Here is a 24219-nt window from a genome sequence, read left to right on the forward strand (position 1 = left end):
ACTTCTTTTCTGTCTTCTTTTTTTGATAACCTTAATTAAGTAAATATGTCAAAATTAGAAGAGTTACTCTCAAAAAAAATATTGATTCTGGATGGTGCCATGGGGACCATGCTTCAGGAATATAATTTCTCTGAAGAGGATTTCCGTGGAGAAAGATTTGCAGGCTGGCCCGTTTCACTGAAAGGTAATAATGACCTTTTGTCTATCACCCAGCCTGAAGCGATCGCTGAAATACATAGAAAATATTTTGAAGCGGGCGCCGATATCGTGGAAACCAATACATTCTCTGGCACTACCATCGCTATGGCCGATTATAAAATGGAGGAGCTCGTTCATGAGCTTAATTATGAATCGGCAAGGATCGCAAAAAAAGTAGCTCAGGAACTTACAGAAGAAAATCCTGATAAGCCAAGATTTGTGGCCGGTGCTATGGGTCCTACCAATAAGACGGCCAGCATGTCTCCTGATGTAAACGATCCCGGTTTTAGGGCTATCTCTTTTGTGGAATTGCAACAGGCCTATAAACAGCAGGCAAGGGCACTTATTGAAGGAGGCGTGGATGTTCTGCTTGTGGAAACCGTTTTTGATACTTTGAATGCAAAGGCGGCTTTATTTGCTATAGATGAACTTAAAGAGGAACTCAATGTCAATATTCCTGTAATGGTAAGCGGTACCATCACTGATGCTTCCGGGAGGACACTTTCGGGACAGACTGCCGAAGCATTTCTGATCTCGATATCTCACATTCCATTGCTCAGCATTGGTTTTAATTGTGCCCTGGGCGCAAAACAACTTACACCTCACCTTGAGGCAGTGGCCAGGAATACTGAATTCGGCGTTTCTGCCTATCCTAATGCCGGGCTGCCCAATGCATTTGGTGAATACGATCAGGATGCAGGGGAAATGGCGGCTCAGATAAAGGAATATCTTGAAAAAGGTCTTGTAAATATTTTAGGAGGTTGTTGCGGAACAACCCCAAAGCATATAAAAGCGATCGCTGAAATAGCGAAGGACTACAAGCCGCGAGCCATTAAAAAGAATCCTCAACTTCAAAGCGCTTAGGTATATGTCACAAATAAGACCATTAAAATTATCCGGGCTGGAACCTCTTGTGATCACTCCCGAAAGCAATTTTGTAAATGTTGGGGAACGCACCAATGTAGCCGGTTCAAGAAAATTCCTGAGACTCATCAAGGAGGAGAGATATGATGAAGCCCTTGATATTGCCCGTGAACAGGTGGAGGGCGGCGCCCAGATCATTGATATAAATATGGATGACGGACTTATAGACGGCAAGGAAGCCATGGTTAAATTCCTGAATCTGGTCGTGGCCGAGCCTGATATTGCACGTGTTCCCATTATGATAGATAGTTCAAAATGGGAAATCATCGAAGCAGGACTTCAGGTGGTTCAGGGAAAATGCGTGGTGAATTCCATCAGTCTTAAAGAGGGTGAAGGAGAATTTATTGAACATGCGAAAAAGATAAGAAGATACGGTGCGGCCGTGATCGTTATGGCCTTTGATGAGATTGGCCAGGCCGATAATTATGAGAGACGTATAGAGATCGCTAAACGCTCTTATGATATACTTACCAAGAAGGTGAATTTTCCGCCTGAAGACATCATTTTTGACCTGAATATATTCCCGGTAGGAACCGGAATGGATGAGCATAGGAGAAATGCCATCGATTTTATCGAAGGAACTCGATGGGTGAAGGAGAACCTTCCTTATTGCAGTGTTAGTGGAGGAGTTAGTAATGTTTCTTTCTCCTTCCGCGGAAATAATCCTGTTCGAGAGGCCATGCATTCGGTATTCCTTTACCATGCGATAAAGGCCGGAATGAATATGGGAATCGTGAATCCGGGTATGCTGGAAGTTTATGATGAGATCCCGAAAGACCTGCTGGAGCATGTGGAAGATGTGATCCTGGACCGGCGTGATGATGCTACTGAAAGGCTTCTGGCTTTTGCCGAAAATGTAGTTGGGAAGAAAAAGGAGAATAAGGTTGATCTTTCCTGGCGGGAAAATCCGTTGCAGGAACGTATTACCCATGCCCTGGTAAAGGGGATCGATGCCTTTATTGTTGAAGATGTGGAGCAGGCAAGACAGGAAGCCGAAAGGCCTCTGGATGTTATTGAAGGACCTTTAATGATAGGAATGAATGTGGTAGGTGATCTGTTTGGTAGTGGAAAAATGTTTCTTCCGCAGGTGGTGAAATCGGCCAGAGTTATGAAGAAAGCGGTGGCTTATTTGCTGCCATATATAGAAGCTGATAAATCCAATGCCCGCCAGTCAGCTGGAAAGGTTTTGATGGCTACGGTGAAAGGTGATGTACATGATATTGGTAAGAATATAGTAGCTGTGGTACTTGGATGTAACAATTACGAAATCATAGATCTTGGGGTGATGGTGCCGCCGGAAAAGATCATCGAAACTGCTAAAAAAGAGAATGTGGATGCCATTGGGCTAAGCGGACTCATAACACCTTCTCTTGATGAGATGGTATACCTCGCCAAAGAGATGGAGCGACAGGAGTTCTCTGTCCCTTTATTAATAGGTGGGGCAACGACTTCGAAAGCCCACACTGCTGTGAAAATAGATCCGCAGTACAAACATGCGGTGGCTCACGTGAATGATGCTTCCCGCGCTGTGACTGTTGTTGGTGATCTTCTGAAAGAAAGCACTCGTGAAAAATATAAAAGCGATCTGAAGCTTGAATACGATAAATTCAGGGAGAATTTCAAGAAAAGGAGCAAGGTCAAATCTTTTCTAAGTATAGAAGAAGCAAGAAAGAACAAATATCAGATCGACTGGGAAAGCACCTCAATTGTGAAACCTAAGAAATTAGGAATACAGGTAATCGAGGATTTTGACCTTAAAAAACTTGAAGATTATCTGGACTGGTCTCCGTTTTTCAGAAGCTGGGATCTGCATGGCCGTTATCCAGATATCCTTAAGGATGAAAAGGTGGGAGAGCAGGCACAAAGTCTGTTCAATGATGCCCAGGTTCTTTTGAAAAAGATACTGGATGAAGGTCTACTGAAAGCAAAAGCGGTCTACGGACTTTTTCCTGCGAACTCTATAAATGATGATGACATTGAGATAAAGTATCAGGATGGTTCAAACGAGAATGAAGCAATTTTCAGAACCCTGAGACAGCAATTGAAAAAGCATGGCGGGAAACCAAATTTCGCGCTGGCCGATTTTGTTGCTCCAAAGGAAAGTGGAATTCAGGATTATATGGGATGTTTCTGTGTGACCACAGGTTTTGGGACTGAAGAGCTTGCCGCGAAATTTCAAAAAGATCATGACGATTATAATTCAATTATGATCAAGGCCCTTGCCGACAGGCTGGCCGAAGCTTTTGCAGAATACCTTCATAAGCAGGTTAGAACTCAGGAATGGGGTTACGCTGCGGATGAGAATTTAAGCAATGAAGAACTCATAAAGGAGAGTTATAAAGGAATTCGGCCTGCACCGGGATATCCTGCCTGTCCCGATCATCTTGAAAAGCTCACTATTTGGGATGTCCTTAAAGTGGAAGAAAAGATAGGAGTGAAGCTCACGGAAAGCCTCGCAATGTGGCCTGCCGCTAGTGTAAGTGGCTATTATTTTGCGAATCCTGAAGCCAGATATTTTGGTGTAGGAAAGATCAAGAAAGATCAGGTGAAGGATTTTGCTGAGAGAAAAGGAATAAGCTTGGAGAAAGCCGAGAAATGGCTGAATCCGAATATAGCTGATTAAGTTCGGAAGCAGACCTCACAGGTTTTCGAAACCTGTGAGGTCTAAGAAAATGATAGAGAGTAAGAGCGTTAGGGATTGCAGCGGCATCCTTTACCTGTCATGCTGAGCTTGACGAAGCATAAGGTAAAAGATACAGCGAAAAGCCCGGCCCGCAGGGCAACGCCCATAAACAAAGAATTATAGTTTTAATGAAAGTAACAGAACACATCAAAAAAGCTAATGGCAAAACTTTATTTTCCTTCGAGATAATTCCGCCGAAGAAAGGAAAGAATATCCGGGAACTCTATGATAATATTGATCCCTTGATGGAGTTCAAGCCGCCTTTTATTGATGTTACTACCTCACGAGAAGAGTACGTTTATGTGGAGAAGGACGGTCTCCTTGACAGGCAGATTACACGAATGCGTCCCGGGACTGTAGGAATCTGTGCTGCGATAAAACATAAGTATAACGTGGATACCGTTCCGCATGTGCTATGTGGAGGGTTTACCAGGGAAGAGACCGAATATCTTCTGGTGGATTGTCATTATCTGGGAATTGAAAATGTAATGGCCCTGCGTGGGGATGCGATGAATCATCAGAAGTATTTTGAAGCTTCTGAAGGAGGCCATAAATATGCCTGTGACCTGGTGAAGCAGATCAGGAACATGAACGACGGTAAATATCTTCATGATGTGATCGAGGCCGATCATAAATCGGATTTCTGCATTGGGGTGGCCGGTTATCCTGAAAAGCATCTTGAAGCTCCATCTTTACAGTCAGATCTTAAGCGTTTAAAGGAAAAGGTAGATGCCGGGGCCGATTATATCGTGACACAAATGTTCTTCGATAACTCTAAATTTTTCCGGTTTGTGGAAGAAGCTAAAAAAATGGGGATTGACGTGCCGATAATTCCTGGGATCAAGCCTATCGCGGTAGAGAGACATTTGCAGATCTTACCCCAGGTGTTTAAAATTGATCTTCCGGAAGAGCTGATCCATGAAGTTGAAAAATGTAAGACCAATGCAGAGGTAAGACAGGTTGGAGTGGAATGGTGCATTAAACAATCAAAGGAACTCGTAGATGCCGGCGTGCCCACGGTTCATTATTATTCCATGGGGAAAAGCAGTAATATTCAAAAGATAGCAGCCGCGGTTTTTTAGAAGATCAACCAATAGGGAGTTTTTTCGTAAATATGTTAGATTTGCTTTCGTATGAAAAAAACCGTCCCATGCTTACTTTTCTTATGTTGCCTGTTCCTGCAGGGGCAGAAGGAAAAAACTCCCAAATTCTATTCGTTGGATGGTAGTTATTTTTACGGTACCATCATGGAGCATAACCGGGATATCGGGCACCTGATAACCGGACATCCTACAGGGCTTATACTCAGTTGGAATCAAAAGACCTATGGTTTAAAAGATTGGGAGCGGCGCTATAATTATCCTGATTTTGGGTATTCTTTCACCTACCAGGACCTTAAGAATCAATATTTGGGCGAGACTTATGGATTATATGCTCATTTCAGTTTCTATTTTTTTAAAAGGAATATGATGTTCAGGATAGGTCAGGGCCTGGCATATAATACCAATCCGTATGACCCGGATGAGAACTATATGAACAATGCTTTTGGCTCTCACCTTTTAAGCACCACTTACCTGATGGGTAATTATCATAAAAAGAACATTATTAACGGATTCGGTTTACAGGCCGGAGTTTCGGTAATTCATTATTCCAATGCCGATATTAAATCGCCGAATACCAGTACAAATACTTTTACCTTTAATCTGGGGGTGAATTATCTGCTGGACCACGAAGCTCATCCCGCGTATGTTCCGAAAGATGAAAAGGAAAAATACAAGGAACCGGTGCATTATAATTTTGCCGTTCGAAGCGGGGTTAACTCCACCGGTGTAGTCGGCTCACCGCAGCTACCTTTTTTAACCGTCGCGGCGTATGCTGATAAGGTGATAAACCGAAAAAGTACTTTATTGGGAGGTGCTGAACTTATAATGTCCCGTTCTCTTGAGGAATTCATTGCCTATAAAGCTGTGGCTTTTCCTCAGCAGGAGAATGATCCTGATGCAGACGCTAAACGGGTCGGGGTTTTTGTAGGGCATCAACTCACGTTCAATAAAATGTCTCTGATCACTCAACTTGGATATTATGCCTACTATCCTTATAAAAGTTACGTGGAACAGGTGTACAACCGCATAGGGCTTCAAAGGGAGATCACCAAAGACTGGTGGGCTTCGGCAACCGTACGCTCGCATGGAGCGAATGCTGAAGCAGTGGAATTTTCAATAGGGTACAGGTTATGAGAAAGTTTTTAGGGCTTATAATGATATTATTGATTTCAGGCTGTAGTTCTGAAGAGGCGCCTGATTGTTTCCAGACCGCAGGGGCTATTATCCAGGAAGAAGTGAAGCTTGATCCGTTTACCGAAATTATGGTTTATGAAAGGGTAAAACTTTTTATTGAACAGGGAGATAAACAAAAGGTAGTGATCGAAACTGGCGAAAATCTGATTAATGATGTGGCTGTAAGGGTACAGGATGGTCGGCTTATCCTGAGAAATGAGAATGCCTGTAACCTCTTCAGGGAGTATGAGATCACTAAAGTCTATGTTACCAGTCCGAATATAAACTGGATACAGACGAGTACCGCCAGTGCGATTGAAAGTATTGGCACTTTAAGTTACCCTGAACTATGGCTGAGATCCTTAAACCAGGAAAAGGATCCTGATATTCATACCGACGGGGATTTCATTTTAGATCTTGATGTTCAGAATCTGCGAATCACCACCGATCATATCTCCAATTTTTTCCTCACGGGAAAGGTTGAGAATTTCAATGCCTTCTTTGCCGCAGGGGACGGAAGGCTGGAAGCAAGAAATCTTATAGTGCAGCATTGCGATATCTTCCATCGCGGGACCAATAAACTTATTGTGAATCCGCAACAGAGTCTTAAGGGGGATATATACAGTTACGGGGATATTATTTCGGTGAACCGGCCACCGGTTGTAAATGTGACCGAACATTTTAAAGGGAAACTTATTTTTGAGTAAGCTCTGAGAACAGACTTTCCAGGTTCTTTGTTTTTTGATTAAGCTGAAGGGTTTTTAAGCCATTGTCATGAGCGAAATCAAAAACCACGGGTCTCATATCTTTATTGGTGTCGAACTTAAGTTCATAAGTGAATCCGCCGGTATTTTTTGCCGAAACAAGATTTGGGATTTTCTTTAGTGCTACTTCCTCGATCCGGTAGTCGAATTCCACAAAAATGATCTGTTCATTTTCATCTCTCAGGTCCTTCAGTTTTTTATCGGCAACGATCTTTCCTTTATTAATAATAATTACGCGGTCGCAAATCGCTTCCACTTCCTGCATGATATGAGTTGATAGGAAAACGGTTTTCCCCGGTTTTCCATCCGGCCGGTTCTTACCTATATTCTTAATAAGTGTCCTGATCTCTACAAGCTGGTTGGGATCCAGTCCTGTGGTTGGCTCATCCAGAATAAGTACTTCAGGATCATGCAGAAGCGCGGCTGCAAGCCCCACCCTTTGACGGTAACCTTTGGATAGCTGTTCAATTTTTTTATTGGCTTCAGGTGTAAGACCGGTAAGCTTTATAACTTCTTCAACTCGTTTCTTCTCGATATTATAGACCGAAGCACAAAACCTGAGGTATTCCCTAACGAACATTTCAGTGTATAAAGGATTATGCTCGGGCAGGTATCCAATACGTTGCTGAATTTCTGATACCCGGTCCTTCAGATCCATATCGCTAATTTCAGCTTCCCCTTCATCTGCAGAAAGATATCCGGTAAGGATCTTCATCAGGGTTGATTTGCCTGCACCATTCGGACCCAGAAAACCAACAATTTCACCTTTCGAAATACTGAAATTGACGTTATCCAGCGCTTTTTGCTTTCCGAAATGCTTCGAGATGTTAGTAACAGTGATAGACATAGGTCAAAATTAGGAATAATTATCAGGCCTGCCGATGAAAACTTTTCAATCTTCCAACGAATAATTAAGGCTCTAAATTGTAATCCTCAGTAAAAAGCAGTGGATTTTCCGAATATCAGAAAACTGCAAAATTTCAGAAATAAATATTTTGAAACTAAAATTTAAGCACTACTTTAGTCATTCATAATTATTGACAATGACAAGGTTAATTAGCTGGAACGCATTCTATTATTTTTATTTCTATTCTAGAGATAGGATCGGGAATGCTATATGATTAACTGAAATAAAATTATATAAAAGTCTCGATCAAAAATCGAGACTTTTTTTTGATAGCTATATGAACAAAAAAATAGGGATTCAGGGCATTAAAGGCTCCTTTCATCATCTGGTAGCCATGGATTATTATCATAAAGATGTGGAAGTGATGGAGCACCTTTCGTTTCAGGAGCTCGCTCAGAAACTGGCCGCAAAAGAATCTGATGAAGCGGTAATGGCGATCGAGAATAGTATCGCGGGTTCTATTTTGCCGAACTATGCCCTCATAGATGAGTATAACCTGAGTGTGGTTGGTGAACATTACACCCCGGTAAATATGAATCTTATGGCGCTGAAAGGTCAGGAGATAGCCGATATTAAAAAAGTGTTTTCGCACCCTATGGCGCTGCTCCAGTGTAAGCAGTTCTTTAAGCAGTATCCTCATATTAAACTGATCGAGGATGCAGATACCGCCGAGGCTGCCAAAAGAATACATGAGGAAGGCCGGAAGAAAGTGGCGGCGGTGGCGAGTCCGGCAGCAGCCGAAATGTATGGTCTGGAGATACTGGCAAAAGAGATACATACCATTAAAAGCAATGCGACACGATTCCTGGTGCTGGGAACCGAACATAAGAAACCGAATGGAGAAAAGCTTGATAAAGCCTCCATCAAATTCGATCTTAAAAGTGAAAGGGGTAGCCTGGTTTCGGTCCTTAATATCTTAAGGGATTGTTACCTGGATATGACCAAGATTCAGTCATTACCTATCATTGATGAGCCCTGGAAATATTCATTTTTTGTAGATGTGACCTTTGAAATGCCTGAAGACTTTGAGAGAGCGATGGATGTGCTGAAGCTGATGACCGAAGGATTAAGAATTTTTGGAATTTATAAAAACAATTTGTCATGATCACGGCAAAACGACTTGATAATGTACAGGAATACTACTTCTCAAAAAAGTTAAGAGAGGTAGCCGAGCTACGTTCAAAAGGGAAGGATATCATTAACCTCGGGATAGGTAGCCCCGATCTTGCTCCGCCACCTCAGGTGATCGAAGCGCTTAATAAAGCTGTAGGTTCCAGTGGAGCTCACCAGTATCAGCCATATAAAGGCATCAAGGAATTAAGGGATGCAATCGCGGGTTTTTATGATGAATTCTACGATCGAAGCCTGAATCCCGAAACCGAAATTTTACCTCTTATGGGAAGTAAAGAAGGTATCATGCATATTTCCATGGCATTTCTGAATCCAGGTGATGAGGTTCTGTTGCCGGATCCTGGTTATCCTACCTATAGTTCGGTTTCAAAATTACTGGATGTCACTGAAAGAAATTACGAGCTGAATGCAGAGAATGACTGGCTCCCCGATCTGGAGAAGTTATCAAAACAGGATCTTAGTAAAGTAAAATTAATGTGGGTGAATTATCCTCATATGCCAACCGGCTCTGTGGCACCCAAATCATTCTTTGATGAGATCACAGCTTTTGCCGAAAAACATGAAATACTGGTAGTGAACGATAATCCATACAGTTTTATACAAAATGAGAATCCTAAAAGTATATTGAGGAATGATAAACTGAGCGATTATGTGATGGAACTGAACTCTCTTAGCAAGAGTTTCAATATGGCTGGCTGGAGAGTTGGAATGCTTGTAGGTAGTGAGAAAAATATTAATTCTGTTCTCAGGGTTAAATCGAATATGGACAGTGGGATGTTCTACCCCGTTCAGGCGGGAGCTGTAGAAGCTCTTAAGCTCTCCCAGGATTGGTTCGATGAGCAGAATAAGACCTATTCCAATAGAAAGGAAATGATCCTTCAAGTGGTCAATGAACTGGGCTGTGAAGCTGCAAAGGATCAGGCAGGTCTTTTTGTATGGGCAAAAGTTCCGCAAGGAAAGACTTCAGAAGACATAGTAGACGATCTGCTTTACAATCACGATGTTTTTATCGCACCGGGATTCATTTTTGGAGCTAATGGAGAAGGTTATGTGAGATTTTCGCTTTGCGCTCCGGAAGAATTAATAGAAAAGGCATTAAACCGAATTAGAAGATGAAAGTTTATATAATAGGAACCGGGCTTATAGGTGGATCTTTTGCTTTGGATGTCAAGGCAGAGGTCAAAGATGTGGAGATCTTTGGAATTGATCATAATGAAAAACATCTTCAGGAAGCCCTGGAGGCCGGCCTAATAGATCATAAGGCAGGTTTTGATGATCTCGTGAACGCCGATTTTGTTTACCTGGCTATTCCTGTAGACGCTTCCATGGAAATTTTACCTAAAATTCTTGATGTCGTAAATGAGAACTGCGTGGTGACCGATGCCGGTTCAACCAAAGAAGAATTATGCGAAAAGGTCGCGAAACATCCTAAACGCAGGAACTATCTGGCGGGCCATCCTATTGCAGGAACTGAATTTTCAGGACCTACGGCAGCACTTCACGGTCTTTTTAAATACAAAACGAATATTATTTGTGAAATAGAAAAAACGGCCTTCAAGCTTCAGGAAAAGGCTCTGGAAATATTTCATGCCATCGGGATGAGGATAAGATATATGGACCCTGTTTCACATGACCGCCATATAGCTTACGTTTCTCATTTATCTCATATAAGTTCTTTTATGCTCGGGAAGACTGTTTTGGAGAAAGAGAAGAATGAACGGGATATTTTCGATCTGGCAGGTAGTGGTTTTGCTTCCACGGTACGACTGGCTAAAAGTTCACCTGAAATGTGGACGCCTATCTTCAGGCAGAATAAGAAAAATGTGATAGAAACCCTGGATGAATATATCTCCAATCTTAAGCACTTCAGGCAACTTATGGAGGCAAACGATTTTGAAGAGGTCTTTCAGGAAATGCATAAAACGAATCATATTAAAGACGTATTAAACGGAATAACACAGAATGAAAATTTAAAAATACTGGAAAATGGAAAATAGCAGCGAACTTAGAAAATGGCTGGATGATTTCAATTTATCTCATCCACTTGTAATTGCAGGCCCTTGTAGTGCCGAAACGGAAGAACAGGTTTTAACCATCGCGCATCAGTTAAAAGACAGTGATGCAACGGTACTTAGAGCGGGAATCTGGAAGCCGAGAACAAGACCCGGCAACTTTGAAGGAGTAGGTGCACTGGGGTTAAAATGGCTTCAGAAGGCCAAGGAAGAAACAGGTATGCTTACTACAACCGAGGTTGCGAACCCTAATCATGTAGATCTGGCTCTAAAGCACGATGTGGATATACTCTGGATCGGGGCGCGAACTACAGTATCCCCTTTTATTGTACAGGAAATAGCAGACGCCCTGAAAGGAACTGACAAAATAGTGCTGGTAAAAAACCCGGTGAATCCTGATCTTTCTTTATGGCTGGGGGCCGTTGAAAGACTATATACCGCAGATATTTCAAATCTGGGAGTAATTCACAGAGGCTTTTCCACTTATGAGAAAACGAAATACAGAAACAATCCTGAATGGCAGATCCCTATCGAACTTCAGAATAAGTTCCCTGACCTTCCTCTTATTCTTGATCCTTCTCATATAGCAGGAAGAAGAGATATCATCTTTGATCTTTGTCAAACCGGCCTGGATCTTAATTATGACGGAATAATGGTGGAAACACACCATACACCTGATAAAGCATGGAGCGATGCCGCACAACAAATAACTCCTGAAACTCTGGTTCAAATTATGAAAGATCTGCAGGTAAGAAAAGAAGTTTCCGCCAGCGAGGAATTTCAGAATAAGTTAAATACACTAAGGTCTAAAATTGATATTGCCGACAGTCAGATCCTTGATATACTTTCAAAAAGGATGAAAATTTCAGAAGAGATCGGTCAGGTTAAGAAAGACCAGAACGTCGCTATTTTACAAACAAAAAGATGGAATGAGATTCTTGGTAAAATGGTGCTGGAAGGAGAAGAAAAAGGGCTTAGTGAGGAATTTGTTCTAAGAATGTTCAAGGCTATTCACCAGGAGTCTATTAACCACCAGCAAAAGATACTGGACGGGATCGGGTAAAGGAATACCCGGTTCCTACTGGAATCTTGTGAAATTATTCAGTTAAATTTGCATTGGAAGAATTATATTGATCTTATAATATGGATAATTTACAATAATGCAGGGAACCGTTTATAAGTCTACAGGTAGCTGGTATCAGGTGAAGACCGAAGATGGTGATTTCTATGAGTGCCGGATCAAAGGGAAGTTCCGCATTCAGGGAATCAAGAGTACCAATCCGGTGGCTGTAGGAGATAAGGTGATCTTTGACCCTGAAGAGGGAGCTGATGATAAAACCGGAGTCATAAAAAAAATCCTTGAGAGGGATAATTATATCATCCGGAAATCGGTAAACCTATCCAAGCAAACACATATCATTGCTTCCAATATTGATCAGGTTTTCCTGCTTGTCACTTTGAATAATCCTCCAACATTAACCACATTTATTGATAGGTTTCTGGTAACGGCCGAGGCTTATGATATCACGGCCGTGCTTCTTTTTAATAAAATAGACACTTATTCCATAGAAGAACTTGCCGAGGTGAAATACCTCGCTGAAATGTATCGTTCTGCCGGATATGAATGCATTGGTATTTCGGCCAAAAAAGGAAAGAATGTAGATAAGGTAAAGGAAATGATGACTGGTAAAACCAGCATGATCTCTGGGCATAGCGGTACCGGAAAATCTACTCTTATCAATGCTATTGAGCCTTCTCTGGACCTGAAGACCGCTGAGATTTCACGACAGCACAGTCAGGGTCAGCATACCACCACTTTTGCAGAAATGTTCGATCTTAGTTTTGACGCGCGTATTATTGATACACCGGGGATAAAAGGTTTTGGTGTGGTGGATATGGAAAGAGAGGAGATAGGTGATTATTTTCCTGAATTCTTTGAAAGAAAGCAGGATTGTAAATTTCATAATTGCCTGCACCTGGAAGAGCCTAAATGTGCTGTAAAAGAAGCGCTTGAAAATGGAGAAATAGCCTGGTCCAGGTATAAGAGTTACCTCCAGATCATGGAGGGAGAAGATGATAATTACAGGATAGATCAATACCAGAACAAATAATGAGAGCAGTATTACAGAGAGTTTCAGAAGCATCGGTGACAGTAGACCATAAGGTATGTGCGGTAATTCATGAAGGCCTTTTAATATTGTTAGGAATAGAGGATGATGATAATGAAGAGGATATAGACTGGCTTTGCAGAAAGATAATCAATATGCGCATCTTCAATGATGAAGATGGGGTAATGAATGATTCTCTGAGGGATGTAGGTGGTGATGCGATTGTGGTAAGCCAGTTTACCCTTCACGCAAGTACAAAAAAAGGAAATCGTCCCAGTTACATTAAAGCTGCCAAGCCAGAGGTTGCAGAACCGTTATACCTTAAATTCATTGATGAATTTGAAGGTAATTTAGGAAAAGAGGTGGGTGTAGGAAAGTTTGGAGCAGATATGAAGGTTTCCCTTCTAAATGATGGTCCGGTCACGATTTTGATAGATTCTAAAAACAGAGAATAAATGGATATTTCGAACGCACAGAAAGCGGTAGATAAATGGATTAAAGAACATGGGGTTCGTTATTTTAACGAGCTTACTAATATGGCACAGCTTACTGAAGAGGTTGGCGAAGTGGCCCGGATAATTGCCCGTAGGTATGGTGAGCAAAGCGAAAAAGAGAGCGATAAGGAAAAGGACCTGGGAGAAGAGCTTGCCGATGTTGTATTCGTGGTGCTTTGTCTGGCAAATCAAACAGGTGTTGATCTGCAGGAAGCTTTTGATAAGAAACTGGATTTAAAGACCAAAAGAGATAAAGACAGGCATAAGAACAACAAAAAACTCCAATAATGAACTTTAAATCTATAGTTTCTCAGAAAAGTTTCTGGAAATCTGTGTTCTGGCTTGGCCTTTCCTTTCTTATTCTTTATAACCTAATCACCATGTTGTTCGAATACGGAGGATTTGCCTTTGGGGAATTTTTTGAAGAAAGAACTTCAGATGGTAAATTATTCAGATTTATCATAGCTCAGTTCCTTGCTGCTTTTCTCTATGGTTTCATATTAGCCTTCGGACAGTTCCATAGTAAGGAAAAGAAAAATAAATGAGTAATTAAACCTTGATTGTTTCTAATGACCCTAGCAGTTTCAAACAACGAATTAGACCTGAAAGCAGAATTAAAGATCACTGGTTCTAAAAGTGAATCTAACCGATTGCTGATCCTTCAGGCGCTGTATCCTGATATTCAAATAGAAAATCTTTCAAATAGTGATGATACTGTGGTTCTTAAAAAAGCTCTTGAAAAAGGGAATGGAACCATTGATATACATCATGCCGGAACTGCAATGCGTTTCCTTACAGCATATTTTGCATCCAAGGAAGGTTGTGAAGTAAATATTACAGGAAGTAAGAGGATGAAAGAGCGGCCCATAAGATTGCTGGTAGATGCGCTGCAGCGAATGGGAGCTGATATAGAATACTTATACGAAGCGGGTTATCCCCCGCTTAAGATCCGGGGTAAAAAACTTCATGCAGATTCTATTAAACTGCAGGCAAATGTAAGCAGTCAGTACGTTTCAGCCCTAATGCTTATTGGTGCGTCATTGCCTAATGGCCTGGAGATCATACTTGACGGAAGAATAACTTCTACCCCTTATATTTTAATGAGCCTTGAGCTCCTTCAGCATGCGGGGATAAAGGGCAGATTTAACGAAGACCGCATATATATAGAGCCTTCAGAAAGTTTACCGCCCTCTACAATTGCTGTGGAGTCTGATTGGAGTTCGGCTTCATATTTCTATAGTATCGCGGCGATTTCGAATACCGCAGAAATCAGACTTTCCAATTATAGAAAGACAAGCAGGCAGGGTGACTCGTGCCTGGCAGAAATTTACAAGCATTTTGGAGTGGAAACCACTTATGAAGGAGACAGTATTGTTTTGAAGAAGAACAATACTAAAAGATCAAGAAGAATCCATGAAGACCTTTGTAATTCACCTGATATCGCCCAGACAATTGCAGTGACCTGTCTTGCCCTGGGTATGGAATGTGAACTGGAAGGACTACATACTTTAAAGATCAAGGAAACCGACAGACTTCAGGCTTTAAAGAATGAAATGGAGAAGTTTGGAGCGAAGGTTATTATAACGCATGATTGTCTTCAGCTTTTTCCATCTGATAATTTAAATGAAGGCGTTCATGTTGAGACCTATAATGATCACCGGATGGCCATGGCCTTTGCTCCCCTCGCTTTAAAGGTGCCTTTATTTGTTGAGGATGCTGACGTGGTCTCAAAATCTTATCCCGATTTTTGGAAAGACCTTAGGAAATTGGGCTTTAGCACCACAGAATCTGCATAATTCCCAAATAAATAGTCATTTACTTGACAACCCCTGTTTTGAGATTGTATATTTGCAGCTTTTAAAACTGGAACTATGGGAATGAAACTATCACACTTCAATTTTGATCTGCCTAAAGAACTTTTGGCTGAATATCCGTCTGAACACAGGGATGAAGCCAGACTTATGGTTCTAAATCGGAAAGAGCAGACGATTGAGCATAAAAAATTTAAAGATATAATCGATTATTTTGAACCGGAAGATGTGATGGTTCTTAATAATACCAAGGTGTTTCCGGCCAGGTTATACGGTAATAAAGAAAAGACCGGGGCAAGGATCGAGGTATTCCTTTTAAGGGAATTGAATCCTGAAACCAAATTATGGGATGTACTTGTAGATCCTGCAAGAAAGATCAGAATAGGTAATAAACTTTATTTTGGAGAGGACGAGAGTCTTGTGGCTGAGGTTATAGATAATACTACCTCCAGAGGTAGAACTTTGAGATTTCTTTATGACGGATCTTACAGTGATTTCAGAAAGAAATTGAAAGAACTGGGACAAACGCCACTTCCTAAATATATAAAGAGAGATGTAGAGCCTGAAGATGAAGAACGTTACCAGACTATTTATGCGAAAAATGAAGGAGCAGTTGCTGCTCCCACTGCAGGACTTCACTTTTCAAAACATCTTTTAAAAAGACTTGAGATCAAAGGTGTTGATTTTGCTGAGGTAACTCTTCATGTGGGCCTTGGAACCTTTAGTCCGGTGGAGGTTGAAGATCTTTCCAAACATAAGATGGATAGCGAAGAAGCCTTCATTACCAAAGATGCGACCGAGGTTATCAATAAAGCGAAACTGGAGAAACGAAAGGTTTGTGCAGTAGGAACTACGGTAATGAGAGTCCTTGAAAGTGCTGTTTCATCCAATCAAACACTTAATGAATTTGGAGGATGGACAAATAAGTTCATTTTCCCTCCATACGATTTCAACATCGCGAATTGTATGATCACCAATTTCCATACACCAAAGTCTACCTTGCTGATGATGGTTTCGGCTTTTGCCGGACATGATTTTATGAAGAAGGCTTATGAGGAAGCTGTAAAGGAAAAATACAGGTTCTATACCTATGGAGATGCTATGTTGATCTTATAATCAATATTTCTATATACAAAAGGCCATAACCTGATCTTTCCGGTTTATGGCCTTTTTTGTAAGCATCTGAAAATAATCTGACTGAAGGTTTCCATATTAACTTCGTAATTTAGCAGCGTGAAGGAAAAGAAAAAAGACATACGGGCACTTACCAAAGAACAACTACAGGAGTTTTTTGTCTCTCGCGGTGATAAATCCTTTAGAGGTACCCAGGTATATGAATGGCTGTGGAACAAAGCTGCGCATTCTTTTGATGATATGACCAATATCTCAAAAGAGACAAGAGAGATGCTAAAAGATAACTTTGTTATCAACCATATTCGTGTGGACAGGATGCAACGAAGCAGTGATGGTACCATTAAGAACGCTGTAAAGCTGCACGATAGTCTTACCGTTGAATCTGTTCTTATTCCTACCAAATCACGCACTACCGCCTGTGTTTCGTCTCAGGTTGGTTGCAGCCTTGATTGCCAGTTCTGCGCAACCGCCAGGTTAAAGAGAATGCGAAACCTGAATCCTGATGAGATCTACGATCAGGTGGTGGCAATAGACAACGAAAGCCGCCTATACTTTGATCGGCCTCTTTCCAATATTGTCTTTATGGGGATGGGAGAGCCTTTGATGAATTATAACAATGTAATGAAGGCAATTGAAAAGATCACCTCGCCTGAAGGTTTAGGAATGTCGCCAAAACGAATAACCGTTTCCACCTCGGGGGTTCCAAAAATGATCAAGAAACTGGCAGATGATGAAGCCAAGATAAAACTGGCTGTTTCTCTGCATTCGGCAAGAAATGAGGTTCGTTCCCAGATTATGCCTTTTAATGAGACCTTTCCGCTGGAAGATCTTAGGGAAGCGCTGGAGTACTGGTACTCTAAGACAAAAAGCAGGATCACCTATGAGTATATTGTCTGGAAGGATATCAATGATACTCCTGAAGACGCCCGGGCGCTATTGAAATTCTGTAAATATGTTCCGTGTAAGGTGAATCTTATTGAGTATAATCCCATAGATGATGGTGATTTCCAGCAGGCGGCTTCAGAAGCTACGAATATGTATCAGAATATTCTTGAGGAGAACGGTATTACGGTAACTGTAAGACGATCAAGAGGAAAGGATATAGATGCGGCCTGTGGTCAGCTTGCAAATAAATCTGCTTAATTCATTAATGTTTCGGGGGCTTTTCCTTCAGTATAAATATGTATATTTACGGCCTTTATGAAGGTAATTTCCCAAATAAAGCTGCCGGTAGAAAAAGAGATGGAACTTTTTGAGAAGAAGTTCTTCGAATCCATGTCTTCCAAAGTTGCCCTCCTAAATCGAATCACACATTACATAGTAAACAGAAAGGGGAAGCAAATGCGCCCCATGTTTGTCTTTCTGGTGGCTAAGATGGTCTCTGATGGTAGTGTGAATGAAAGGACTTACCGTGGAGCCTCGGTCATCGAACTAATCCATACGGCTACCCTTGTGCATGATGACGTTGTGGATGATTCTAACAGAAGACGGGGATTTTTCAGTATTAATGCTCTTTGGAAGAATAAGATAGCAGTGCTGGTAGGGGATTATCTGTTATCCAAGGGGTTGTTACTATCTATAGATAACAATGATTTTGATCTACTTAAAATAATTTCTGTTGCCGTAAAGGAGATGAGTGAAGGGGAATTGCTTCAGATTGAGAAGGCTCGAAGGCTTGATATTACCGAAACCGTTTATTACGATATCATCCGACAGAAGACGGCTACTCTTATAGCGGCCTGCTGTAGTCTGGGTGCTGCCTCGGTAAGGCCTGAAAGTAATGAGATCGCGAAAATGAGAAGGTTTGGAGAACTTATTGGGATGGCCTTTCAAATTAAAGACGATCTTTTTGATTATGGAACTGAAAAGATAGGTAAACCAACAGGGATCGATATCAAGGAACAAAAAATGACACTTCCTTTAATTTATACACTGAATAAAGTTTCAGACGAGGAGAAGAAGTGGCTGATAAACTCGGTTAAAAACCACAACAAGGATAAGAAGCGGGTTAAAGAGGTCATAGAGTTTGTAAAGAATAACGGAGGTTTGGATTACGCGGTGAAAAGGATGAAAGAATTTCAAAAGGAAGCTATGCTTATCCTGGAAGATTATCCTGACTCTCCGTACCGTGAGAGTCTTGAGCTCATGGTAAACTATGTTATAGAACGGAAAAAATAAAAAAGCGAAGTTTATCACTTCGCTTTTTTATTTGGAGTGTGTTCAGCAGCTAAGCTGCGTCATCGGTAGCCTCTTCATTATTTACATCATCAGTGTCGTGAATTTCTTCATCGATTTCCTCTTCAACTTTTTCGGCTCCTTTTTTAATTTTTTCTCCTGCTTCTCTGGCTCCGGCTTCAATATCCTCACCAATAGCTTCTGCAGCTTCTTCAGTTTTTTCCTGAGTGGTTTCGCGGCAGGAATAAATAGAAAGGCTAAATATCATAGCCAGAATTAAGATTACTGATTTTTTCATTTTATTTGATTTTAGGGTTAATTAAAAAAAGCCATTCAGGGAATGAATGGCTTTAATCTTTATTAAGCAAGAAGATGATTAATTGTCATCAGTCTCATTTACTTCTTCTTCTACTTCTTGTTCCATTTCATTTTCTACCTCTTCACCGGCCTCTTCAATTTCTTGACCAGCTTCTTCGGCACCACTTTCGATATCTTCACCCATTGCCTCTACGGCATCTTCGGTTTTTTCTTCTGTAGTTTCTCTACAAGAGTAGATTGATAATGACATTGTTGCTACGGCAAATAGTAAGAATAATTTTTTCATTGTTAAAATGTTTAATTAGTTGAAGAAACAAAGTTAAACAATTTTTGATTATGCAAAAGGACTCTTTTCACTTAAATATTTCCAGTAAGGTTTAGGCCCATGTTGTATGTGAAGTCCCATGTTCGCTAGGTTTTTAATAATCCTACGGTGAAAATATTATTTCCACAATTTCTGAAAATTGATTTTTCCATCGTCAAAATACTGTTCTTTTGCTCCTGAGATCCCTATATTTCTGGGAAGTCTCAGGGATTCAAATTCGATTTTATCCTGTTATAATAGGCCGCAAATTTTCTGCTTAGATCAATCATTTTTTAAAAAGTGGTGGTTGATAAAAGTTAAATTAAAGTTGTTTAATCTATTTCAGTCTTTTTCTCTTTTGGGTAAGTTTCCGGATCCTCACCTGCGAGTCTTGCAAAATTTCTATAAGCTCTTTTAACCTGCTCTTCTGGCGTGGTTTGAAATTCTTCCTCTGTAACTTCATATTTTTCCTGAAGCGATTTCAGTTTATCATGTAATCTTTTCTGCACATCTGCATATTCGGGATTTCCATAAAGGTTATTTTCTTCCTGTGGATCTTTCTTAAGATCGTAAAGTTCCCATGTGTCTATATCGTCATAAAAATGAATGATTTTATAGCGATCTGTCCTTACTCCATATTGTCTTTTCACCATATGAAATGCCGGAAAATCATAATAGTGGTAATAAACAGCATCCCGGAAATCTTCGTCATCAGCTTTTCCGGTTAGTAATGGTTTCAGAGATTTACCCTGCATTTCTGATGGAATCTCAGCGCCGGCAAAATCCAGAAACGTAGGAGCGAAATCCAGATTCTGTGTAAGTGCATCAATAGTGGTTCCCGGTTCTATGGCCGGGGGATATTGCATCAATAATGGCATGGCGAGGGATTCCTCATACATAAAGCGCTTATCAAAGAAACCTTTTTCTCCAAGGTAGAAACCCTGGTCAGTAGTGTATACTATAATTGTGTTTTCTGTAAGTCCCTGTTCTTCCAGGTAATCAAGAATTTTTCCTACACCCTCATCAACGGCGGTAACCGTTCCCATATAGTCATGAAGGTAACGCTGACCTTTCCATTCTGCCAATTCCCTCCCGGAAAGATTTGCATCATGGAAGGCATCATTCTTTGCGCGGTAAGCATCATCCCATGCATCTCTCTGTTCCCTGGTCATCCTGTTAAAATCAGATTTCCACGGATTATGCCTTAGCGAGTCACTTCCCTTGGATACGGTCATTTTCAGGTCATGCCCTTCATACATATCCTCATAAATGGTTTGTAATTGCTCTTGCGCAGCTACCTGATTTTCATGTTTCGAGAAATAGGTGTCCGGTAAAGGAAAATTTATGGAATCATAGGTGTTGATATGCCTTAGTGGTGGCATCCAGTTACGATGCGGAGCCTTATGGTGAACCATTAAAAAGAAGGGTTTATCACCATTTCTTTTATTTTTAAGCCAGTCCAGGCCCATGTCAGTAATGATGTCTGTGGCATAACCATTCACAATGGTGGTGTCATTTTCGTGGATAAATTCAGGGTTGTAATAATTTCCCTGGTCATTCAGAATATTCCAGTAATCAAATCCCTGGGGTTTCCCATGTAAATGCCATTTCCCTACTATGGCGGTCTGATAACCAGCGCCTTTCAAGTATTTTGGCAGGGTTGGCTGAGATCCGTCAAATACTTCACCATTCATTCGAAACCCATTGATATGACTAAATTTACCTGTAAGAATCACCGCCCGGCTTGGACCACAAATAGAATTGGTGCAGAAATTATTGAGAAATTTGGCACCGTTATTAGCTATTCTGTCAATATTTGGAGTAGGTGCCAATTGACTTACCGGATGCCCGTATGCGCTGATTGCCTGTTCGGCATGATCATCAGACATTATAAACACAATGTTGGGTCTTTTATTTTTTTCTACTTCTGCCTTAGATTCTTCGATGTTTTTGCAACTTGAGAAAAAAAGTGGAATGCTCAGGACAAATGCAATAAAATACCGTTTAAAAAAGGATGGTCGATTCATTGTTTTAAAATTTTAAGAAGGGAAAAATACAAAAGTTTTGCTGTAAAATTGTTACTTTTCGCCTGCACAATAATTGCACAATTGGGTATACAATATGAAACCATATTTATATAAGTTATTGATAATATGTGTCATAACAATTACTTCTTCCTATTCGCAGGAATTTGTCCCACCTATACAAAACTATTCTCCGGCAGAATATGCGGCAGCTAGTCAGAACTGGGATATTGCTTTGGACGAAAGGGGGGTGGTCTATGCAGCCAACAATCAGGGATTATTGGTTTTTGACGGTGTGAACTGGGAACTTTTTCCCTTGGAAAGCCGATCTATTATCCGTTCAGTTTATCCTTATAATGGAAAGGTATTTATAGGCTCCTATCAGGAATTCGGGTACTGGGAAACTACCGATGAGGGATGCATGAATTATGTTTCCCTGACTTCTCTAATGAAGGACATTGATATGCAGAGCGATGAATTTTGGGAAATAACTTCTTATAATGACGCTATTTATTTTAGGTCATTTGGTGCGGTATATAAATATCAGGATAATAAGATCTCTAAGATCGAGGAAATTGTTTCCACGGCTATGGGAAATTATAAGGATCAACTAATACTAGCTCCAAGAAAGAACGGGCTGGTATCCTTAGATGTTTCTGGAAAACTGACGCCTTTGGAGGGGAATCTCGATGTCATTATGAATATTAATGTGATTGATATTGAATCAGCAGGAGATACCTTATACATTGGAGGAAAAGAAGGATTGTATTACTATGCAAATAACAAAGTTAGAAGGTTTTGGGACAATGAGTTGAATGAATTTCTGCAAAAATCCGAATTGAATCATATCATTTCAGTTTCTGATAACGAACTGGTACTTGGTACAATCAAAAACGGAATAGTGCACTATGATATTTCGGGCAGCACCTATCATGTCTATAACCGTGCCTCCGGTCTTCAAAACAATACTGTTCTTGGTATGGCCTATGCCCGGGATAAATTATGGCTGGCATTGGATAAAGGTGTGGATTATGTTGATCTCCATGAACCTATTAAATTTTATACAGATAATACAGGGGAAGTAGGAGCTGTTTACGATCTTCAGATTTACAGGGGAGAATATTATTTGGCAAGTAATACTGGTGTTTACAGAATCGGAAATAGTGGCCCGGAACTTATTGAAAATGCTACCGATCATACCTGGAACCTGGAAGTTATAGATAATACCTTATATGCTAACCATAATACGGGTACATATAAAATTGTTAATAACAGCTTTGTTCCTATAGATAACAGGACGGGAAGTTTTGTGATAAAAAAGCTGAAAGAGAACGATAAATACTTAATAGGTCATTATACCGGGCTAAGTCTTTTTGATCCTGGAAATGCTGAATTAGAAGTCCTGGAAGAGATAAATTTTCCTGTCAAGGAAATTGTGTTTGAAGGTGACGATAAGATATGGGCTGCGCATCCTTATGAAGGTCTTTACCGTATAACCACAGATGGATGGGAGGAATTTGAAATCGAAAAAGTTTCTCCGTTAGGGGATAGTAAGAATTTTAGTCCGAAGATCTATAAAGTTAATGATCAGATTCTAACCTATATCGATGAAAAGTGGTATAAATATAATCCTTTTACCCAAACCTTTGAGAGGTCTAAAGAATTGGCATCTTATGATCATTCCCGGCTGGTATATAAGGGAGATTCTGAGTATATATTTATTAATACTCTTGAGGGGTCTTTGGTAATTACCGATTTAAAAGATGAACAATTTTCTATTCCAGCGCAAAAACTGAATAATCGTATGGTAAAGGGAAATGAGAATTTGGTAAGGCTCAATGATTCCATATTCTATGTAACCTTGAATGATGGGTTTGCAAGGTTAAATCTCAATAGACTTAGGAGACAACGGGAAGCGGAATGGATTAGTGCGCCTTTTATTAAAGAATTTTCTGATGAGATTGAACGATACTCTTTGAAAGATCCGGCTGCAATTCCCTATAAACAAAGCCGTAATATTACAATTAAAGCGGGTATGCCTGTTTCTGAGGCCGGTGAGGTAATATATGAGCTTAAAGGGGAGGAGAGTCTTAGTGGAATTGTAACGGGTGGCGAGATTAATTTCCGAAACTTAAAACACGGAGATTATGAATTACAACTAAAGGCTGCAGGTGAGAATATGAACAAAACTTTGCCGGCAGAGATCCTGTATTTTTCAATAGCTCCTCCCTGGTACTTTTCAGTTTGGATGAAAGCCGTGTATGTTTTATTTCTTATTCTAATATTCTTATTTATTTATTGGGTTAACAAACAGAAGCTTAAGAAACATCAACTACAACTGGAAGAAAAATTTGAAAAAGAACATTCAGAACGTTTGAATATGCTTGAAAAGCAAAGATTGATGAACGAAATTGATCTTAAGCGAAAAGAACTTGCCAATACAACCATGATGGCCGCAAAAAAGAATGAAGTCTTGATGGAGATTCAGGGTGAATTGAGTAAGGATAAGAATAAATTTTCCAATCAGTTTCGTATTAAACATATTATGAATAAGATTAATACCGCTGTAAAAAATAAGGACGAATGGAAGGTTTTTGAGACCAACTTTAATGAAGTGCATGAGGATTTCTTTAAAGACCTTCTTAAACGGTACCCGAAACTTACCAGTAAGGACCTTAAATTGTGTTCCTATCTTAAAATGAATCTTAGTTCTAAAGAAATCGCTCCTTTAATGGGGATTTCTGTAAGGGGTGTGGAAGTTCATCGATATCGCTTAAGAAAGAAAATGAAACTTGATAGTGATGTGAATCTCACAAAATTCCTTATCAAGAATTTTTAAATTCTTAAAAACAGGGGGTGATAATTCCTAAAAATGACTACTACAATACTACATCATAATCAAAAAATTATCCTAAAATTTTACTTCAAAATAATATTAAATACTTGAAAATCAAGT

General features: G+C 40.3%; 22 protein-coding genes. 18 read left to right on the forward strand and 4 right to left on the reverse strand.

Translation table 11 applies throughout. The features are described 5' to 3' along the window. Positions 1-45 precede the first annotated feature (45 nt). From EZJ28_RS02680 to EZJ28_RS02700, 5 genes are all read left to right on the forward strand, one after another. The gene (locus tag EZJ28_RS02680; protein ID WP_131394626.1) at positions 46-1062 is read left to right on the forward strand and encodes a homocysteine S-methyltransferase family protein; all 1017 of its coding nucleotides are present in this window, start codon (positions 46-48) and stop codon (positions 1060-1062) included. A gap of 4 nt (positions 1063-1066) precedes the next feature. After that, positions 1067-3745 (forward strand): methionine synthase, encoded by a 2679-nt coding sequence (gene metH, locus EZJ28_RS02685; protein ID WP_131394629.1) that lies wholly within the window; start codon positions 1067-1069, stop codon positions 3743-3745. A 188-nt stretch (positions 3746-3933) separates the two neighbouring features. Continuing rightward, positions 3934-4887, forward strand: a complete 954-nt coding sequence (metF, locus tag EZJ28_RS02690; protein WP_131394632.1) for a methylenetetrahydrofolate reductase [NAD(P)H] — start codon at positions 3934-3936, stop codon at positions 4885-4887. 51 nt (positions 4888-4938) lie between these two features. Further along, on the forward strand, positions 4939-6042 hold the full coding sequence (locus tag EZJ28_RS02695) for an acyloxyacyl hydrolase (protein WP_131394634.1): 1104 nt from the start codon (positions 4939-4941) through the stop codon (positions 6040-6042). After that, positions 6039-6788: a head GIN domain-containing protein gene (locus tag EZJ28_RS02700; protein WP_131394637.1), complete on the forward strand. Its 750-nt coding sequence runs from the start codon at positions 6039-6041 to the stop codon at positions 6786-6788. The genes EZJ28_RS02695 and EZJ28_RS02700 overlap by 4 nt, the downstream gene beginning before the upstream one ends. Here the strand turns inward: EZJ28_RS02700 and gldA are convergent. Beyond that, positions 6775-7692, reverse strand: a complete 918-nt coding sequence (gene gldA, locus EZJ28_RS02705) for a gliding motility-associated ABC transporter ATP-binding subunit GldA (RefSeq protein WP_131394639.1) — start codon at positions 7690-7692, stop codon at positions 6775-6777. The genes EZJ28_RS02700 and gldA overlap by 14 nt on opposite strands. 337 nt (positions 7693-8029) lie before the next feature. Between gldA and EZJ28_RS02710 the strand changes: the two genes are divergently transcribed. The 12 genes from EZJ28_RS02710 (at position 8030) to EZJ28_RS02765 (ending at position 18620) form a co-directional block, all read left to right on the forward strand. Continuing rightward, positions 8030-8857 carry a prephenate dehydratase gene (locus EZJ28_RS02710; RefSeq protein WP_131394641.1) on the forward strand — a complete coding sequence of 276 codons (828 nt, stop codon included), beginning with the start codon at positions 8030-8032 and terminating at the stop codon, positions 8855-8857. Further along, on the forward strand, positions 8854-9999 hold the full coding sequence (locus EZJ28_RS02715; protein WP_131394644.1) for a pyridoxal phosphate-dependent aminotransferase: 1146 nt from the start codon (positions 8854-8856) through the stop codon (positions 9997-9999). The genes EZJ28_RS02710 and EZJ28_RS02715 overlap by 4 nt, the downstream gene beginning before the upstream one ends. Next, a complete protein-coding gene (locus EZJ28_RS02720; RefSeq protein WP_131394646.1) occupies positions 9996-10880 on the forward strand; it encodes a prephenate dehydrogenase in 885 nt (294 codons plus the stop codon). Before EZJ28_RS02715 ends, EZJ28_RS02720 begins: the two co-directional genes overlap by 4 nt. After that, complete coding sequence (locus tag EZJ28_RS02725) at positions 10870-11958, forward strand: bifunctional 3-deoxy-7-phosphoheptulonate synthase/chorismate mutase type II (RefSeq protein ID WP_131394649.1); 1089 nt, start codon at positions 10870-10872, stop codon at positions 11956-11958. The genes EZJ28_RS02720 and EZJ28_RS02725 overlap by 11 nt, the downstream gene beginning before the upstream one ends. Before the next feature lie 97 nt (positions 11959-12055). After that, the gene (rsgA, locus tag EZJ28_RS02730; protein ID WP_131394651.1) at positions 12056-13006 is read left to right on the forward strand and encodes a ribosome small subunit-dependent GTPase A; all 951 of its coding nucleotides are present in this window, start codon (positions 12056-12058) and stop codon (positions 13004-13006) included. Then, the gene (gene dtd, locus EZJ28_RS02735; protein ID WP_131394653.1) at positions 13006-13458 is read left to right on the forward strand and encodes a D-aminoacyl-tRNA deacylase; all 453 of its coding nucleotides are present in this window, start codon (positions 13006-13008) and stop codon (positions 13456-13458) included. Before rsgA ends, dtd begins: the two co-directional genes overlap by 1 nt. After that, positions 13459-13785, forward strand: a complete 327-nt coding sequence (locus EZJ28_RS02740; RefSeq protein WP_131394656.1) for a nucleotide pyrophosphohydrolase — start codon at positions 13459-13461, stop codon at positions 13783-13785. It begins immediately after the preceding gene. Next, positions 13785-14042: a hypothetical protein gene (locus EZJ28_RS02745; RefSeq protein ID WP_131394659.1), complete on the forward strand. Its 258-nt coding sequence runs from the start codon at positions 13785-13787 to the stop codon at positions 14040-14042. Before EZJ28_RS02740 ends, EZJ28_RS02745 begins: the two co-directional genes overlap by 1 nt. A gap of 24 nt (positions 14043-14066) precedes the next feature. Further along, on the forward strand, positions 14067-15293 hold the full coding sequence (locus EZJ28_RS02750; RefSeq protein WP_131394662.1) for a 3-phosphoshikimate 1-carboxyvinyltransferase: 1227 nt from the start codon (positions 14067-14069) through the stop codon (positions 15291-15293). Between the two features lie 75 nt (positions 15294-15368). Continuing rightward, on the forward strand, positions 15369-16424 hold the full coding sequence (gene queA, locus EZJ28_RS02755; RefSeq protein ID WP_207388425.1) for a tRNA preQ1(34) S-adenosylmethionine ribosyltransferase-isomerase QueA: 1056 nt from the start codon (positions 15369-15371) through the stop codon (positions 16422-16424). A 117-nt stretch (positions 16425-16541) separates the two neighbouring features. After that, the gene (rlmN, locus tag EZJ28_RS02760) at positions 16542-17585 is read left to right on the forward strand and encodes a 23S rRNA (adenine(2503)-C(2))-methyltransferase RlmN (RefSeq protein ID WP_131394665.1); all 1044 of its coding nucleotides are present in this window, start codon (positions 16542-16544) and stop codon (positions 17583-17585) included. A 57-nt stretch (positions 17586-17642) separates the two neighbouring features. Further along, positions 17643-18620 (forward strand): polyprenyl synthetase family protein, encoded by a 978-nt coding sequence (locus EZJ28_RS02765; protein ID WP_131394668.1) that lies wholly within the window; start codon positions 17643-17645, stop codon positions 18618-18620. A gap of 49 nt (positions 18621-18669) precedes the next feature. Here EZJ28_RS02765 and EZJ28_RS02770 read toward each other — a convergent pair whose 3' ends face one another. The 3 genes from EZJ28_RS02770 to EZJ28_RS02780 all read right to left on the reverse strand — a co-directional run bounded on the left by EZJ28_RS02770 (position 18670) and on the right by EZJ28_RS02780 (position 21266). After that, entirely contained in the window at positions 18670-18915 is a 246-nt protein-coding gene (locus EZJ28_RS02770; RefSeq protein WP_131394670.1) for a hypothetical protein, read from the reverse strand. 78 nt (positions 18916-18993) lie between these two features. Further along, complete coding sequence (locus EZJ28_RS02775) at positions 18994-19221, reverse strand: hypothetical protein (protein ID WP_131394671.1); 228 nt, start codon at positions 19219-19221, stop codon at positions 18994-18996. A 350-nt stretch (positions 19222-19571) separates the two neighbouring features. Further along, the gene (locus EZJ28_RS02780; RefSeq protein WP_131394673.1) at positions 19572-21266 is read right to left on the reverse strand and encodes a sulfatase; all 1695 of its coding nucleotides are present in this window, start codon (positions 21264-21266) and stop codon (positions 19572-19574) included. 94 nt (positions 21267-21360) lie between these two features. Between EZJ28_RS02780 and EZJ28_RS02785 the strand changes: the two genes are divergently transcribed. After that, the gene (locus EZJ28_RS02785) at positions 21361-24102 is read left to right on the forward strand and encodes a LuxR C-terminal-related transcriptional regulator (RefSeq protein WP_131394675.1); all 2742 of its coding nucleotides are present in this window, start codon (positions 21361-21363) and stop codon (positions 24100-24102) included. Positions 24103-24219 lie beyond the last annotated feature (117 nt).

Source organism: Gramella sp. KN1008, from assembly GCF_004332155.1.
Taxonomy (GTDB): Bacteria; Bacteroidota; Bacteroidia; order Flavobacteriales; family Flavobacteriaceae; genus Christiangramia.

Bases quoted from the DNA above. Each gene is read 5' to 3' on its own strand.
- EZJ28_RS02680 (WP_131394626.1), top strand. From the start codon at position 46: ATGTCAAAATTAGAAGAGTTACTCTCAAAAAAAATATTGATTCTGGAT.
- metH (WP_131394629.1), top strand. From the start codon at position 1,067: ATGTCACAAATAAGACCATTAAAATTATCCGGGCTGGAACCTCTTGTG.
- metF (WP_131394632.1), top strand. From the start codon at position 3,934: ATGAAAGTAACAGAACACATCAAAAAAGCTAATGGCAAAACTTTATTT.
- EZJ28_RS02695 (WP_131394634.1), top strand. From the start codon at position 4,939: ATGAAAAAAACCGTCCCATGCTTACTTTTCTTATGTTGCCTGTTCCTG.
- EZJ28_RS02700 (WP_131394637.1), top strand. From the start codon at position 6,039: ATGAGAAAGTTTTTAGGGCTTATAATGATATTATTGATTTCAGGCTGT.
- gldA (WP_131394639.1), bottom strand. From the start codon at position 7,692: ATGTCTATCACTGTTACTAACATCTCGAAGCATTTCGGAAAGCAAAAA.
- EZJ28_RS02710 (WP_131394641.1), top strand. From the start codon at position 8,030: ATGAACAAAAAAATAGGGATTCAGGGCATTAAAGGCTCCTTTCATCAT.
- EZJ28_RS02715 (WP_131394644.1), top strand. From the start codon at position 8,854: ATGATCACGGCAAAACGACTTGATAATGTACAGGAATACTACTTCTCA.
- EZJ28_RS02720 (WP_131394646.1), top strand. From the start codon at position 9,996: ATGAAAGTTTATATAATAGGAACCGGGCTTATAGGTGGATCTTTTGCT.
- EZJ28_RS02725 (WP_131394649.1), top strand. From the start codon at position 10,870: ATGGAAAATAGCAGCGAACTTAGAAAATGGCTGGATGATTTCAATTTA.
- rsgA (WP_131394651.1), top strand. From the start codon at position 12,056: ATGCAGGGAACCGTTTATAAGTCTACAGGTAGCTGGTATCAGGTGAAG.
- dtd (WP_131394653.1), top strand. From the start codon at position 13,006: ATGAGAGCAGTATTACAGAGAGTTTCAGAAGCATCGGTGACAGTAGAC.
- EZJ28_RS02740 (WP_131394656.1), top strand. From the start codon at position 13,459: ATGGATATTTCGAACGCACAGAAAGCGGTAGATAAATGGATTAAAGAA.
- EZJ28_RS02745 (WP_131394659.1), top strand. From the start codon at position 13,785: ATGAACTTTAAATCTATAGTTTCTCAGAAAAGTTTCTGGAAATCTGTG.
- EZJ28_RS02750 (WP_131394662.1), top strand. From the start codon at position 14,067: ATGACCCTAGCAGTTTCAAACAACGAATTAGACCTGAAAGCAGAATTA.
- queA (WP_207388425.1), top strand. From the start codon at position 15,369: ATGGGAATGAAACTATCACACTTCAATTTTGATCTGCCTAAAGAACTT.
- EZJ28_RS02765 (WP_131394668.1), top strand. From the start codon at position 17,643: ATGAAGGTAATTTCCCAAATAAAGCTGCCGGTAGAAAAAGAGATGGAA.
- EZJ28_RS02770 (WP_131394670.1), bottom strand. From the start codon at position 18,915: ATGAAAAAATCAGTAATCTTAATTCTGGCTATGATATTTAGCCTTTCT.
- EZJ28_RS02775 (WP_131394671.1), bottom strand. From the start codon at position 19,221: ATGAAAAAATTATTCTTACTATTTGCCGTAGCAACAATGTCATTATCA.
- EZJ28_RS02780 (WP_131394673.1), bottom strand. From the start codon at position 21,266: ATGAATCGACCATCCTTTTTTAAACGGTATTTTATTGCATTTGTCCTG.
- EZJ28_RS02785 (WP_131394675.1), top strand. From the start codon at position 21,361: ATGAAACCATATTTATATAAGTTATTGATAATATGTGTCATAACAATT.